Here is a 13,654-nt window from a genome sequence, read left to right as displayed (position 1 = left end):
TCAGTCTGTGAGGACAGCGTGGCGCAGGCGCGCAAGGGGCCTGGCTGCTGCTCGCCCTGAATTATAAACGTCATGCGGCTTCGTTCCCAATTGAATGGATCTTCACCCCAGGAAAATCCCCTCACGAAGCCGGCATGCCGGCGTTTGCGTCGTCACCTGCCGGTTGCCGTATTCAGGCTGGCAACTGGGCCGGGCGGCGATGCCAGCTTTGGACCACGACGTTCTTGATATGTTGCAGTTTGCGATGGAAAAAGTGATCCGAGCCTGGAATCACCACCACCGGCAGCTCCTGCGGACGCGCCCAGTCGAGCACGGCGGAAAGCGGAATGGTGTCGTCCTGCTCGCCGTGGATCAGGATGGTATCGGCCGGGGCCGGCGGCATGGGCCACTTGCCGGCGGCCGTGCCCACCAGCACCAGGCGTTCGGCGGCGCTGGCGGGGTCCTGTTGCAGCAGGCGTTGTTGCAGCTGGGCCTGCACGAAGGTGCCGAAGGAAAAACCGGCCAGCGCCAGCGGCAGGTCGGGATACTGGCTGCGCATGTGCTGCAGCAGCAGGGCCATGTCGTCGGTCTCGCCGGCGCCATGATCATGCACGCCCTCGGACTTGCCCACCCCGCGGAAATTCATGCGTACCGCCACATAGCCCAGCGCCAGGAAGGTGCGGGCCAGGGTCTGGGCCACCTTGTTGTCCATGGTGCCGCCGAAGAGCGGATGCGGATGGGCCACCAGGGCCAGGCCGACGGGCGTGGAAAAGGTCTCGGGATCGGGCAGGTCGAGCGCGCATTCGAGCGCGCCGACGGCGCCGGTGATCATGAAATTCTGGGTGTGTGCATTCATGGCTTGCGAAACATGTACTGGGAAGAGGGGAGAAGCTGGAAACTCAGATCTTGAGGCGATCCACGACCTTGCCACCGACGATGTGGCTGTCGATGATCTCGTCGATATCTTCCTTGTCCACGTAGGTGTACCAGGTGCCTTGCGGGTAGATGACCACGACCGGGCCTTCCTCGCAGCGCTCCAGGCAGCCGGCCTTGTTGATGCGGACCTTGCCGGGCGCGGACAGGCCCAGTTGCTTGATGCGTTTCTTGGCGTGTTCCTGGGCGGCCTGTGCGCCCTTGTCGGCGCAGCAGGTGCGTTCGCCCGGCTGGCGCTGGTTCAGGCAGAAGAAGACGTGGTGTTCGTAGTAGGGTTGATCGCTCATGGGGATGACCGGTGGAGGTTGGCGACACGCCGGCCGGGGCTGGCCGGCAAAGCGTCAATGATACACCCCGGTCAGCTTTGTTTCCGGTAGAGCACCCAGAGCGCCAGGAAGGGCCAGATCACCGAGAGGAACTGCGCGGCGCCATCGAAGTTGAGGAACTTGCCCTGCACCCAGGTCTCCAGCGTGGAGAGGTAATAGGGATTGGCCGGCACTGCGTTGGTGACCACCAGGCTCAGGAACAGCGCCAGCCCGGCTACGCGCCGCTGCGCCGTGGGCGGCGCCCAGGACAGGCCGGCAATCATCATGGTCCCCAGCATGATGCCGCCCACGGCGCTGGGCGAGATCCAGACGAAGGCATTCTGCGGAGCGAAGAAGAGCGCACAGGCCAGCGACTTGGCCGCGATGCAGGCCAGCAGGTAGAGCGCCACCAGCCGCCGGCGCGGCGCCTGGCGGCGCAGGAGCTGCAGCACCAGCAAGGCTGCGCCGGTCAGGCCGCAGGCCGTGACGATGACGTCGGCCAGCCAGTATTGCTCGGCGCTCAACTGGGCATTGTTGAGCCAGGTCGTGGCCAGGTCGATGGGCGTGTCGAGCAGGTCCGAAAAGAATCCCGACAGCGGCGGCACCAGGTTGCCCAGCCCGAACAGGTGGTTCTGCGGATAGATCAGCGCCAGCGGCCACAGCCCGGCCACGGCCAGGCCACGGCTGGCTTCAGCGGGAAACCAGCGCTGCCGCGCCAGCAGGAAGCGGCTCTCGTGCAGGAAGGTGCGGCTGCAGGCCGCTCCCAGCAAGGCGCCCAGCGTCACGCCGACGGCATTGGTGAGCAGGTCCAGGTTGGAGGGCACGCGCGTGGGCAGGTAGGTCTGGCCAGCCTCCATGCAGGCCGACAGCAGCACCCCGGCCAGCGTGGCCGGCAGCACCGCCCACCATGGGCGGATGTGCGGATGCATGGCCAGCACCAGCAGCAGGCCCAGCGGCGCATAGCCGGCCACATTGGTCCAGACGTCGAAACCGGTCCAGTAATAGGGCAGGCGCGCCCACAGGTAGTCGAAGGGCTTGATGCCCAGGTCGCGCCAGCCGGAGAAGGGATACCAACTGGCATAGACGATCAGCAGTGCATAGACCAGCAGGCTCACGCGCGCAAAGGCCGAGCCCGTGCTGGCGCCGGGCGGCGCGGCGGCAGGGGCGGCGGTGGGGGAGTCTGGCGGGGCTGGCATGGGCCAGAGGGTAACCGATTTCGCCCATGGTTGCCGGTGGGCGGAGCGAATCGGGCGCACCCAGGGCGCACTCAGGCCGCCCGCAGCGCGCTGCCTGCCTTACAATGCGCGCTATGACCATGACTTCTCCCTCGCCCACCGGGCCGCTCCCCTCGCTGGACGACTTTGCCGCGATGGCCGATGAACATACCCCGCTGGTGCGTCCCGAACGCATCGGCATGCTGCTGGCCGGTTCCGACAGCCAGGGCCAGCAACGCATCGATGTCGAGGCGGTGGCCTGCACCGGCTCCACCAATGTCGACCTGATGCAGCGCGTGACGTCGCTGACCCGTCCGCTGTTGCTGGTGGCCGACCGCCAGACCGCAGGCCGTGGCCGTGCTGGCCGTCCCTGGCGTGCTGCGCCCGAGGATTCGCTGACGTTTTCCCTGGCCTGGCGCTTCGAACGGCCCATGCATGCCCTGCTGGGCTTGCCGTTGGCAGTGGGCGTGGCGCTGGCCGAAGCGCTGGAAGTGTTCGGCGTGCGGCCCCAGTTGAAATGGCCCAACGATGTGCTGCGCGAGGGCGCCAAGCTGGCCGGCATCCTGATCGAGACGGCGTCCGATGGCCGCCGTGGCGATGCCACCTGGGCCGTGATCGGGATCGGGCTGAACCTGGGCGTGCCGCAAGGGCTGGAGCAGGAGCTGCAGCGCGCCATCGCCGCTGTCCCCGAACTGCGCAAGCCGCCGCGCGAGACCGTGCTGGCCATCATCGCCAGCGCGCTGGCCGAGGTGTTGACCGAATTCGAACAGCGCGGCTTTGGTGCATTCGTCCGCCGCTGGGAAGCCTTCCATGCCTATGCCGGCCAGGCGGTGAAGATCGTCGACAACGGCCGTCTCTTGCATGAAGGCAGGGCGGTGGGGGTGGATATGATGGGCCGCTTCCTGCTCGATACCGAGGCCGGGCAGGTCGCGGTGATGGTCGGCGACCTGTCCTTGCGCCTGCAGGACGGATGATGCTGCTCATCGATGCCGGCAACACCCGCATCAAGTGGGCTGTGCCGTCGGACCATCCCCAGCGCGAGGGCCGTTGGCGGCAACAGGGGGCGGTGGCGCGGGGAGAACTGCAGTCGCTGGCGCAGGCCTGGGCCGCGCTGGACAGGCCGCAGCGCATCTGCGTCTCCAATGTGGCCGGGCCGGCCTTGCGGGAGAGCCTGCAGCAGCTCCTGCAGCAGGTCTTCGGTAGCGGCCCGGTGATCGAATGGTTTGCTTCCACCCTGGAGCGCGCCGGGTTGCGCAATGGCTATCGTGATCCCGCCAGGCTGGGCTGCGACCGCTTTGCCGCCGCCATCGGCGCGCGCGCACTCTACCCCGACGAGGAACTGCTGGTCGCCACCTGTGGCACGGCCACCACCATCGACGTGGTCAGCGCCCAGGGTGTCTTCGAGGGCGGGATGATCCTGCCCGGGTTTGGCACCATGGCGACCTCGCTGGCGCTCAATACCGCCCAGTTGCCGCAGATCGATGAGGTCACGCCGCTGGCCGGGATCTTTGCCGACAATACGGTAGAGGCGATCGTCTCGGGCTGCATCGCCGCCCAGGTGGGCGCGATCGAACATGCGCTGGCGGCGCGTGAGCGCGCCCATCCCCATACTGCGCGCCGCTGCCTGCTGGCCGGAGGCGCGGGGCTGGTGCTGGCGCCCTATCTGGTGCTGGGCGAAACGCCGCTGGAAAAAGTGGATAATCTGGTGCTCATCGGCTTGCATACGGCCATGAACCATGCGGGCTGACGCAGGTCCATCGATGCAAGAGAATCAACACAGGCAAGGAAAGACAAGGCGCGGATGAAGCTGAAACTGCTTTTTTGGCTGTTGCTGGTGGGTAATGTGATCCTGTTCGGATTGCCGCGCGGCTATTTTGGCGCCAATGCCACCGAGCGCCGCGAACCGCAGCGCCTGGCCGAGCAATTGCATCCGGAACTGCTCAGCGTGCTGCCGGCCAATAGCGAGAAGCTGGCCTCACAGACGCGCTCGCAGGCGCCCGCCGCTGCTCCCTCTGCCTCCGCTGCCGCGCCCGCTGGCGCCGACCCGGCGGCCGCCGCCAATGCCGCCGCGCCGGCGACCCAGCCGCCTGCCGCCCAGGTGGCGGCGGTCACGCCTTCCTGTACGGAGGTGGGCAATTTCACCGTCGCCGATGCCAAGCGCTTCTCGGAACAACTGGCCAGCCTCAATCTGGGTGACCGTGTGGCGCAGAAGCTGACCCAGGACGTGACCAGCCATATGGTCTACATCCCTCCCCAGGATGGCCGCGAGGGCGCCGAGCGGCGCATTGCCGAACTGCGCCGGCTGGGTATCGGTGATTTCTATGTCCTTCCTGACAGCTTCCCCAATCCGGCGCTGCGTTCGGGCATCTCGCTGGGTATCTTCCGCACCGAAGAGGCGGCCAAGGCCTACGTGGGCCAGCTGATCTCGCGCGGGGTGCGCAGCGCGCGCATCATTGCGCGGCGTTCCGGCGCTGGCAAGCAGGTGTTCCAGCTGCGCGACCTGAGCCCGGAAGCGCGCACCGCCCTGGACAACATCAAGAGCGCCTTCCCCGATCAGGAAATCCGCGCCTGCAGCGCCTGAGCGCGGCGACGTTGCCTGGATCGCACACGCCGCATGTTGCGCTGCGAAGCCGGGCGGCTTTCCATGTAAAATCCCGTCCCTAAACGCATCCCCATCCCATCGACCCACAGGACATTGCCATGACCACCGACCTGACCAACGTAGCCCCCCAGATCAAAGCCGAAATCCTGGCCGAGGCGCTGCCGTATATCCGCAAATTCCACGGCAAGACCATCGTGGTCAAGTACGGTGGCAATGCGATGACCGAGGAAAGCCTCAAGCACGGCTTCGCCCGTGACGTGATCCTGTTGAAGCTGGTGGGCATGAACCCGGTGGTGGTCCACGGTGGCGGCCCGCAGATCGACGCCGCGCTCAAGAAGATCGGCAAGCAGGGGACCTTCGTGCAGGGCATGCGCATTACCGATGAAGAAACCATGGAAGTGGTGGAATGGGTGCTGGGCGGTGAAGTGCAGCAGGACATCGTGATGCTGATCAATCACTATGGCGGCCAGGCGGTGGGCCTGACCGGCAAGGATGGCGGCCTGATCCGCGCGCGCAAGATGCAGATGCCGGACAAGGAACATCCCGGCGCCTTCCTGGACATCGGCTACGTGGGCGAGATCGAGGCGATCAACCCGGCGGTGGTCAAGGCGCTGCAGGACGACGCCTTCATTCCCATCATCTCGCCCATCGGCTTTGGCGACGACGGCCAGGCCTACAACATCAATGCCGACGTGGTGGCCGGCAAGATCGCCGAGATCCTGCATGCCGAAAAGCTGATCATGATGACCAACATCGCCGGCGTGCAAGACAAGGCGGGCAATCTGCTGACCGACCTGTCGGCCCGCGAGATCGACGAGATGTTCGCCGACGGCACCATCTCCGGCGGCATGCTGCCCAAGATCTCCTCGGCGCTGGATGCGGCCAAGTCGGGCGTGAACACGGTGCACATCATCGATGGCCGCATCGAGCACTCGCTGCTGCTGGAAGTGCTGACCGAGCAGGCCTTCGGCACCATGATCCGTTCGCACTGATCCATCCAGACCGGCAGGACAAGCAAAAAGGGATGAGCATGCTCATCCCTTTTTGCATGGGGGGAGCACACGCTTAGCGCGCGCTGGCGCGACCGATCAGTAGAGTTGCCGGACCTGCAAGCCTTGTTTGGCCAGCAAGGCCGGTACGCTGTCGGGCCCCGTCAGATGAAGGATGCCGATGCCAGCCACGGCCTTGTCTTGCCGTCGCAGCAGGGCGGCGATGCCGGTGGCCAAGCCTGGGTTGCGATCCCGCAGCAGGTTCTTCAGGGTGAAACGGCTGGTGAAGCTGTCGTCTTCCTGCAGCTCACGCAGCGCGCTGGCGAGGCCGGCGCTGTCGGCATGCCGCCAGGCGTCTACCAATGTATCGATGCGGCGGTTCAGGTGGCTGTCCTGCAGCTCTTTCAAGGTATCGTCCAGGAACTGCGCCTGCTGGGCGTCGCTGAGCTGGCTGAACAGGCGCATCTGGCGTTCTGCACTCTCCAGTTCCAGTATCTGGCCGCCATGGGCGCGCACGCTGGCAGCCAGGTGGCTGTCCACCGCCAGTGCGCTCTGGTAGCCGTGGCGGGCATATTCCTGCACGGTCAGGGCCAGGGCCAGCATCCACGGACGCAAGTTCTGCACGCCTTGCTCCGGCAGACCCAGGCGCTGCAGGGTCGCCATGGTGCGCTGGCGCAGCGGGGGCGCCAGCTGGTCCAGCAGATGCTGGCCGGGCGGATAGAGGCCATGGCGCTGGGCCGCTTCCTGCATGGCCGCGGCATTCTGCGGATCCAGCTCCAGCGCCAGCACCGGGGCGGCGGCCAGTGCCTGGCGCAGCCGGGGTTCGAGCGGATAGAAATCGGGCGCGCCCACATGGATGGTGCCGAACAGCAGCAGCGTGTGGCGGCCATCGGAGACTTCATAGAGCGCTCCGCGCGGCGGGGCCTCTGTGGTGGTCTCGGCAGCCTGCGCCGGAGAAAGCCAGTTCAGGCAGGACAGCCAGGTCAAACTCACTATAATCAGTCGTTGCATCAATCCGGTCACTGCTGGCCTTTCATTCCTTGCTTGCTCATGCGCCCAGCGACAGCATCGCTGTGCGCACCTTCGATTTATGGCGTCCAATACTACACCGCTCTGGCTGTTCGACCTCGACAATACCCTGCACAACGCCTCACACGCGATCTTTCCGGCCATCAACGCCAACATGAACCGCATCATCCAGCGCGTGCTGGAGAAGGATGGACTGCCCAGCGACGAGGCCGCGGTCAACCATATGCGGCGGCATTACTGGAAACTCTATGGCGCGACCCTGCTGGGATTGGTGCGCCATCACGGCGTGGGCGTGGATGAGTTCCTGCATGAGGCGCACCTGTTCGACGATCTGACCGGCATGGTGCGCGCTGAGCGCGGCATCGGCCGGTGGCTGGCGCGCTTGCCGGGCCAGAAGATCCTGCTGACCAATGCACCGCGCCGCTACTCCCGCGAGCTGGTGCGCCATCTGGGATTGCACAGGCATTTCTCGCATCACATCGCCATCGAATCCATGCATGTGCATCGCCAGTTGCGGCCCAAGCCCTCGCGCCTGATGCTGCGCAAGCTGCTGGCGCGCCACAAGGCCACGCCACGCCGTTGCATCCTGGTCGAGGATACGGTGGACAACCTGAAGACCGCACGGGAGCTGGGGGTGCGCACGGCCTGGGTCACGCAATATCTGCGCGGTAGCCAAGCCTTGTTGGGCCACATCGGTGGGCAGCGCGTGTTGAGCCGCCGGCCCGCGTTCGTCGATGTGAAGGTGCGCTCGGTACGGCAGTTGCCGCGCCGGCTGGCGGCGCTCGGGGCGGTAAGGTAAGCGCTCGGTCAGCTCAGTCAGCGCAGTCGGCGCACCAGCCCTTGATGGTCAGTTCCACTTCGTGGCTCTGGAAACCCTTGCCCAGCGTCCTGCGCAGCGCCGATTGCAACTGGGCGGCAGTGGAGTGGTGGCCTTCGGCAGGGGGAAGGACGGTGGCCAGGAAGTCGGTGCCGTCGCTGGCATCCAGGCAGAACACGCGGTTGCAGCGGGTGCATTTGAAATGGCCGTGCTGGTGCTGCTTGCCATGGCTGTGATCATGCAGGCCATGCTCGGCATGGTCAGCGCCGGCGCTGTAGCGGAAGATGCGGTCGTCGCTGGAAATCTTGTGCGCCAGTCCGGCTTCGGTCAGGCAGTCCAGGGCGCGGTAGAGGGTTACCCGGTCCATGTCAGCAAAACGGTCCTGGATGTCCTGGTGCGAGGCCGCGCTGCGCGTTTCCAGCAAGGCCCCGAGCACATTGACCCGCGCCTGGGTCACGCGCACGCCGGCTTCCCGCAGTTGTGCCTCGGCCAGGGCGGCCATGGCGGCGGCCTGGGCATTGCTGCTGGCGGGAGTGGCGGTGGCTTTGGCTTTCATGGTGGGCATGGGCTGGGGCATTCAGGGGGAAGGGCGGTGGCTTGCGCTTCCTAGGATAGCGGGACGTCCTATTTTAGCCCATGCCGTCCTTGCTTTCGCGCCGCGCTTGCCCAGGCCCTCTACTTGCCGCCGTTCTTGCGCGCCCTCGGATGGGCCTGGTCGTAGACCTGGGCCAGGCGTTGGAAATCCAGCGCCGTATAGACCTGGGTAGCGGTGATGGAAGCGTGGCCCAGCATTTCCTGCACGGCGCGCAGGTCGCCCGAGCTTTGCAGTACATGCGAGGCAAAGGAGTGACGCAGCATATGGGGATGGACGTCGCTGGCCATTTCCAGCGCCCGGCCGTGGGCCTTGAGCCGCAACTGCGCCACCCGCGGCGAGATGCGCGCGCCGCGTTCATTGAGGAACAGGGCGTGGCTGTCGGGCCCGCCGTCGGCCTTGCGCAGCCTGGCCCGCAAGGGCAGCCAGTCGGCCAGGGCAGCGCGGGCGGCCTGGCCCACCGGGACCTTGCGCTTCTTGCCGCCCTTGCCGGTCACGGTCACTTCGGCTTCTTCCAGGTCGACCCAGCCGGCAGATTCGTAGCCGCCCTCGCGCACATCGGCCACATCGATTCCCACCAGCTCCGAGACCCGCAGGCCACTCGAATACAGCAGTTCGAACATGGCCCGGTTGCAGGCCGCCAGGGTGGAATCGGGATCGCGCACGGGATCGGGCTGGGAGACCAGCCGGATAGCGTCATCGGCGGCCAGGGCCTTGGGCAGGGGTTTGCTTTTCTTGGGGGCCTTGACGCCATCGACCGGGTTGGCCGCGAGGTCCATCTGCATCGACAGCCAGCCGAAAAATCCCCGCCAGGCCGACAGCTTGCGTGCAATGGAGCGGGCGTTGAGGCCACGCGCATGCAGGCGGGCGGCGCATTTGCGGATCTGTACCTGGGTCGTCTTGCGCAGGTCGATGTCGGCATGTTCCTCGCCGGCCGGGGCCAGCAGGGAGCGCAGCTCCTGCAGGTCGCGCCCGTAGTGTTCGACGGTATGGTCCGAGAGCTTGCGCTGCGTGCGCAGGAAGGAGAGATATTGTCCGATCAGGCCTGTGGTCGCGTTTTCCACGTTGTGCTCCATGAGACGGGACGCGCGGAACGAGGGCAGGCCCGGTTGCGTTTCAGCGCAGCAGGCAGGCCAGCGCAGCGCTGCCGGTTTCGCCGATGCGGGTCAGGAAGTCGGTGCCCATGTCGGAGGTGAAGCGGTTGGGATCGGGGGAGCCCAGCACCAGCAGGCCGAAGGCTTCCGGTGCAGCGCCCACGCGCAGCGGCAGCATGGCCACCGACTTGACGGTGGCGGCGTCGTCCAGCCAGGTAGCGGCCTCGAAATCCTTGTTGGGACCGCAGAAGGGCGCCGACAGGCCATTGGCGAAGATGCGCGCATCGTCCGTGACTTCCTGCACGGCCCAGTTGTCCGCATGGGCGGCGCCCAGGTTCCACAGGCGCACCGTCACTTGCGGGACGTGGAAGATGTCCTGCAATTGCTTCACCAGCACGGCCGGCAGATCTTCGGCATCGCGGGTCAGCAGCAGGGCGCGGCTCCAGGCCTGGAACTTGTTGGTGATTTCGTCGTTTTCCTGGGCGATGCGCATGAGCTCTGCCATGCGCAATTCCTGTACGCGGATCTTCTCGCGCAGGATTTCCATCTGCCGTTCCTGCAGGGAGACGGCGCGGCCCATGACCGGGCTGGTCAACTTGACGGTCGAAAGCAGTTCTGCGTGTTCCTCGAAGAAGTGAGGGTGTTCCAGCAGGTATTCGGCGATCAGGTCGGAATCCAGTTCGGTGGTCATCTTGAAATTGTCGAGGAAAAAAGTGCGGGCCGGCACAGCGCCTGGCTGGCAGGCCGGAAGTTGGGCGAGATTATCCTCGCTATCGGACAGGCTGACAATCGCTGTTGCAGTCCGGAAAGAGAAACGGGCTTGCATGATTGCTCATGCAAGCCCGGATCGGTTCAATTCAGGTTGTTGCCGGTATTTGCATACCGGCTTCAGGTCCTGGAATTAGAACTTGTGACGGATACCGGTGATGATAGCGGTCTGGCTAGCATCGGAGCCGGTTGCGCCGCCGGTGACACCCGGGTTCTGGATGTCGCTAGCGCGCATGTTCGACACGAAGGCGTACAGGTCAGTACGCTTGGACAGGAAGTAGTCAGCACCCAGGCTGATCTGGGTCAGCTTGCCCTTGGTGTTCACGCCGTTGAAGGTTGCACGGGAGTGATCCACGGCAGCCAGCAGCTTCAGGGAAGGCGACAGGCTGTAAGCGGTACCGATTTCGTAGGTGTCAGCCTTCTGAGCGTTGGCCAGGGTTGCGGTAGCAACGGTCGGAGTACCCTTCAGGTCTTGCTTGACGCGCGAGTAGTTGGCGTACACGCGGGCCGGGCCGAACTGGTAGGAAGCCACCACGTTCAGGCTCTTCAGAGCGGTGTTGCCAGCGACGCCCAGGGCGGTGTTGGCGTTGGTAGCGCCAGCAGCCGGGATCAGGCTGGTGTCGGACGGGGTCGAACCGGCCTTGGATTGGTAGTAGTTGATGCCCAGACCCAGGGGACCGTTGTCGTACTTACCACCGATGCCGTAGGCTTGACCAGCAGAGGTCTTGCCAGCTTGTTCGCCGAAACCGTAGATCAGGTTACCGGTGAAGCCGCTCAGGTTGGCGGTGGTGTAGCTCACGGAGTTGTTGGTGCGGGTGCCTTGCAGACGGTTCAGGGACGAACCGGAGTTGGCAACCACGCCGCCGAAGTCAGCAACAGCGGTGTAAGCGGAGATGGTGTCAGCGAAGTCGGTTTGACGACCCAGCAGCACGGTACCGAAGCCACCGGACAGACCGACCACCGACTTGCGGCGGAACAGGTTGGACGAGGTCACGGCGTCGGAGCCTTGCAGGCCGCCGTCATCGCTGGTGAAGCCGGTTTCCAGATTGAAGACTGCGGACAGACCGCCGCCCAGATCTTCAACGCCCTTGAAACCGATACGGGAACCTTGGATCACGCCAGAGTTGATGCCGAACTTGCTACCGGTAGCAGCGTTACCGTTTGCATCGGTGTAACCAACCTTGCTGGAGTATGCGATACCGGTATCAACGATACCGTAGATAGTAACGGAGCTTTGTGCTTGAGCAGCACCTGCGAACGCGCCGAGGACGGCCAGTGCCAGCAGAGATTTTTTCATTTGACATCCTTCTATAAAAATAGTCTTGAGGATCCGTACTTCTGGTCGGATGGTGAGACATTAAGGGTTCTCATTTGGCGTGGCCGTAGATTGGTCACGTGGAGGCGGGAAATTTGGTTGAAAGCGTCAAACAGCACAGCTAGTGTTGTTTTTTTCAAACGTTTTCGAGGGCGCATCGGTCCCTGAAGGGAAATCAGGCTTGCAACCCGTCACTTATTATCGGCTGCAACTGCAGAAACTTGATCCGACGCGTCTCGTCAATGCATTTGTTGTTAAAACGATGCATTTCGTTGGATTTCGAGACAATTTTAAAAAAATGTCGATTGTGGGGCATAATTTTGGCTTTCTGACCGATCGTGGAGAGCTGATGGCCAATCGCGAAGACCTCGCAATCATCCGCGCCGCGCGAGCCGGACAAGCCGCCGCGCAACTCACCCTGGGCAAGCGTTACCTGTTTGGCGGCAATGGTTTGCCGCAAAGCCTGAGCACGGCATTCCACTGGCTGGAGCGCGCTGCGCGCCAGGAACTGGCGGATGCCTGGATGCTCATTGCCGAGCATATTCCCTATGAAGTTGTCGTCACGCTCACCCGTCCGCAGGAAGCGGCGCAATGGTATGAGCGCGCTTTTGAGGGCGGCATGACCAAGGCGGGGCTGGCGTTCGCTCGCCTGGTGCTGGAAAGTGCAGGCGAGCCCGGCGCCGAACTGAAGGCGCGAGCGATACGTGTGCTGCAGGTAGTGGCGCGCGAGGGTGATCCCGATGCGCAGTGGCTGCTGGCGCGCCAGGGCAGCCAGCCTGCCGAGCCCGCCGCCAGTGCCGCTGTGGCGGCGCCCGCGCCCGCGCCGGACCTGCCGCCCGAGGATCTGCAGCAATGGACGCAGAAGGCCGCTGACGCGGGGATCGAGCAGGCGCAACACGCGCTGGCCGACGCTGCCTGGCAGCAAGCCGACCTGATCCAGTTCCGGCAGCGCGCGCAGCCGCTGGCCGACAAGCTGCTACGCCAGTACGAAGCGCTGGTGGCGCAACTGAATGGGCCGGCCGAGGCGCTGGCCACTGCCCTGGGGCCGCAGAATATCGTCCTGTTGCGCCGCCTGGCCCAGGTTCACCTGGGTGAGAAGCGCGCCGACCTGCAACAGGCCCAGCAATTGCTGGAGCTGGCCGCGCTGGCCTGCGACCGCGATGCGCAACTGGCGCTGGGCCTGTTGTATGGACGCGTGGACGAACAGGGCGTGCGCTGCTTCCCCGGCCTGGGTTCGGCCAATTACAAGAAGGCCATCCGCTGGCTGACCCTGGCTGGCGAGCAGGGGATGGCGGCGGCCTGGTACGTACTCTCGCGCATCTATCTCAAGCCCGAGTTTTCCCAGCGCAACCTGGCCGATGTGCAGCATTACCTGGAACGGGCGGCCGAGATGGGCCATGTCGCCGCCCAGCTGGAATGCGGCATCGGCGCCTGGCGCAATCGCCGGGACGAGGCCGGCAACGATGTGCGCGCCTTGTACTGGTTGCAGAAGGCCGCCAGCCAGGGCGACGAGCAGGCGCAGGCCTTGCTGGACAAAGTGGCCGACCGTCCGCAGGCGGCTGCCTGGGCGGTGCTGGCGCGTGCCCAGCTCACCCGTGAACAGGTCAATGCCCATCCCTTCCTGGCCGCGCGCATCGAACTGGCGACGCTGTTCGGTCTCACCCGTCCTGAGGCTCTGCTGATCGACCTCAAGCAGGCCGATCGCGGTCATTGCCTGATGGTGGATATCCGCAGCCAGTACGCACGCAGCAAGCGTCGCCTGATCATGGTCGAGAACGGCGAGCAGCGTGGCGCCCTCAATCGCATCGGCCGCCTGTTCGAAGACGTGGACTGCGGGCCCAGTGGCCCCGAAGGCAACTATCGGCAGCGCCTGTATCGCCTCAAGACGGTCCTGCCGCAGTCGGACGAGGAAGAAGAGCGCGAAGAACGGCAGGATCTGGCCGCCTGAGTCCGAAGGCTGCCGGAAAGAAAAACGGCTTGCTCGGTCATCCGACCAGCAAGCCGTTTCTTATTGCGC

Annotated in this window: 14 protein-coding genes; 6 read left to right on the top strand and 8 right to left on the bottom strand. The window is 64.9% G+C overall.

The window, feature by feature from the left end; translation table 11 throughout:
* Positions 1–172 precede the first annotated feature (172 nt).
* From ACP92_RS21475 to ACP92_RS21465, 3 genes are all read right to left on the bottom strand, one after another.
* Positions 173–835, bottom strand: coding sequence for an alpha/beta hydrolase (locus tag ACP92_RS21475; protein WP_013236232.1), 663 nt, complete (start codon positions 833–835; stop codon positions 173–175).
* A 43-nt stretch (positions 836–878) separates the two neighbouring features.
* Positions 879–1,199: a (2Fe-2S) ferredoxin domain-containing protein gene (locus ACP92_RS21470; protein WP_013236231.1), complete on the bottom strand. Its 321-nt coding sequence runs from the start codon at positions 1,197–1,199 to the stop codon at positions 879–881.
* Positions 1,200–1,270: 71 nt separating this feature from the next.
* Positions 1,271–2,413 carry a VanZ family protein gene (locus ACP92_RS21465; RefSeq protein ID WP_013236230.1) on the bottom strand — a complete coding sequence of 381 codons (1,143 nt, stop codon included), beginning with the start codon at positions 2,411–2,413 and terminating at the stop codon, positions 1,271–1,273.
* Between the two features lie 113 nt (positions 2,414–2,526).
* On the opposite strand from ACP92_RS21465, the gene ACP92_RS21460 reads away from it, so the two are divergent.
* The 4 genes from ACP92_RS21460 to argB all read left to right on the top strand — a co-directional run bounded on the left by ACP92_RS21460 (position 2,527) and on the right by argB (position 6,025).
* Positions 2,527–3,405: a biotin--[acetyl-CoA-carboxylase] ligase gene (locus tag ACP92_RS21460; RefSeq protein ID WP_414091889.1), complete on the top strand. Its 879-nt coding sequence runs from the start codon at positions 2,527–2,529 to the stop codon at positions 3,403–3,405.
* On the top strand, positions 3,402–4,178 hold the full coding sequence (locus tag ACP92_RS21455) for a type III pantothenate kinase (protein WP_013236228.1): 777 nt from the start codon (positions 3,402–3,404) through the stop codon (positions 4,176–4,178). Before ACP92_RS21460 ends, ACP92_RS21455 begins: the two co-directional genes overlap by 4 nt.
* A 54-nt stretch (positions 4,179–4,232) precedes the next feature.
* Positions 4,233–5,012, top strand: coding sequence for an SPOR domain-containing protein (locus ACP92_RS21450; protein ID WP_013236227.1), 780 nt, complete (start codon positions 4,233–4,235; stop codon positions 5,010–5,012).
* Between the two features lie 119 nt (positions 5,013–5,131).
* Complete coding sequence (argB, locus tag ACP92_RS21445; protein WP_013236226.1) at positions 5,132–6,025, top strand: acetylglutamate kinase; 894 nt, start codon at positions 5,132–5,134, stop codon at positions 6,023–6,025.
* A 96-nt stretch (positions 6,026–6,121) separates the two neighbouring features.
* On the opposite strand, the gene ACP92_RS21440 is transcribed toward argB, so the two are convergent.
* Entirely contained in the window at positions 6,122–7,033 is a 912-nt protein-coding gene (locus tag ACP92_RS21440) for a TraB/GumN family protein (protein ID WP_013236225.1), read from the bottom strand.
* Positions 7,034–7,112: 79 nt separating this feature from the next.
* Here ACP92_RS21440 and ACP92_RS21435 point away from each other — a divergent pair, with 79 nt between their 5' ends.
* A complete protein-coding gene (locus tag ACP92_RS21435; protein ID WP_013236224.1) occupies positions 7,113–7,850 on the top strand; it encodes an HAD-IA family hydrolase in 738 nt (245 codons plus the stop codon).
* A gap of 13 nt (positions 7,851–7,863) precedes the next feature.
* On the opposite strand, the gene ACP92_RS21430 is transcribed toward ACP92_RS21435, so the two are convergent.
* From ACP92_RS21430 to ACP92_RS21415, 4 genes are all read right to left on the bottom strand, one after another.
* Positions 7,864–8,433, bottom strand: a complete 570-nt coding sequence (locus ACP92_RS21430; RefSeq protein WP_171941752.1) for a Fur family transcriptional regulator — start codon at positions 8,431–8,433, stop codon at positions 7,864–7,866.
* Between the two features lie 110 nt (positions 8,434–8,543).
* On the bottom strand, positions 8,544–9,536 hold the full coding sequence (locus ACP92_RS21425; RefSeq protein WP_013236222.1) for a tyrosine recombinase XerC: 993 nt from the start codon (positions 9,534–9,536) through the stop codon (positions 8,544–8,546).
* A 40-nt stretch (positions 9,537–9,576) separates the two neighbouring features.
* On the bottom strand, positions 9,577–10,245 hold the full coding sequence (locus tag ACP92_RS21420) for a DUF484 family protein (RefSeq protein WP_013236221.1): 669 nt from the start codon (positions 10,243–10,245) through the stop codon (positions 9,577–9,579).
* A gap of 210 nt (positions 10,246–10,455) precedes the next feature.
* On the bottom strand, positions 10,456–11,619 hold the full coding sequence (locus ACP92_RS21415) for a porin (RefSeq protein ID WP_013236220.1): 1,164 nt from the start codon (positions 11,617–11,619) through the stop codon (positions 10,456–10,458).
* Between the two features lie 367 nt (positions 11,620–11,986).
* Here ACP92_RS21415 and ACP92_RS21410 point away from each other — a divergent pair, with 367 nt between their 5' ends.
* Complete coding sequence (locus ACP92_RS21410; RefSeq protein WP_013236219.1) at positions 11,987–13,585, top strand: tetratricopeptide repeat protein; 1,599 nt, start codon at positions 11,987–11,989, stop codon at positions 13,583–13,585.
* Positions 13,586–13,654 lie beyond the last annotated feature (69 nt).

It is taken from the genome of Herbaspirillum seropedicae (assembly GCF_001040945.1).
GTDB lineage: Bacteria > Pseudomonadota > Gammaproteobacteria > Burkholderiales > Burkholderiaceae_D > Herbaspirillum > Herbaspirillum seropedicae.
Note: the sequence above shows the minus strand (reverse complement) of the source record. Positions and strands in the feature narration are given on the sequence as shown.

Excerpts from the sequence above, each read along its gene's own strand:
- ACP92_RS21475 (WP_013236232.1), bottom strand. The coding sequence starts at position 835 with ATGAATGCACACACCCAGAATTTCATGATCACCGGCGCCGTCGGCGCG.
- ACP92_RS21415 (WP_013236220.1), bottom strand. The coding sequence starts at position 11,619 with ATGAAAAAATCTCTGCTGGCACTGGCCGTCCTCGGCGCGTTCGCAGGT.
- ACP92_RS21460 (WP_414091889.1), top strand. The coding sequence starts at position 2,527 with ATGACCATGACTTCTCCCTCGCCCACCGGGCCGCTCCCCTCGCTGGAC.
- ACP92_RS21420 (WP_013236221.1), bottom strand. The coding sequence starts at position 10,245 with ATGACCACCGAACTGGATTCCGACCTGATCGCCGAATACCTGCTGGAA.
- ACP92_RS21450 (WP_013236227.1), top strand. The coding sequence starts at position 4,233 with ATGAAGCTGAAACTGCTTTTTTGGCTGTTGCTGGTGGGTAATGTGATC.
- ACP92_RS21410 (WP_013236219.1), top strand. The coding sequence starts at position 11,987 with ATGGCCAATCGCGAAGACCTCGCAATCATCCGCGCCGCGCGAGCCGGA.
- ACP92_RS21470 (WP_013236231.1), bottom strand. The coding sequence starts at position 1,199 with ATGAGCGATCAACCCTACTACGAACACCACGTCTTCTTCTGCCTGAAC.
- ACP92_RS21435 (WP_013236224.1), top strand. The coding sequence starts at position 7,113 with ATGGCGTCCAATACTACACCGCTCTGGCTGTTCGACCTCGACAATACC.
- ACP92_RS21440 (WP_013236225.1), bottom strand. The coding sequence starts at position 7,033 with ATGCAACGACTGATTATAGTGAGTTTGACCTGGCTGTCCTGCCTGAAC.
- ACP92_RS21455 (WP_013236228.1), top strand. The coding sequence starts at position 3,402 with ATGATGCTGCTCATCGATGCCGGCAACACCCGCATCAAGTGGGCTGTG.
- argB (WP_013236226.1), top strand. The coding sequence starts at position 5,132 with ATGACCACCGACCTGACCAACGTAGCCCCCCAGATCAAAGCCGAAATC.
- ACP92_RS21425 (WP_013236222.1), bottom strand. The coding sequence starts at position 9,536 with ATGGAGCACAACGTGGAAAACGCGACCACAGGCCTGATCGGACAATAT.
- ACP92_RS21430 (WP_171941752.1), bottom strand. The coding sequence starts at position 8,433 with ATGCCCACCATGAAAGCCAAAGCCACCGCCACTCCCGCCAGCAGCAAT.
- ACP92_RS21465 (WP_013236230.1), bottom strand. The coding sequence starts at position 2,413 with ATGCCAGCCCCGCCAGACTCCCCCACCGCCGCCCCTGCCGCCGCGCCG.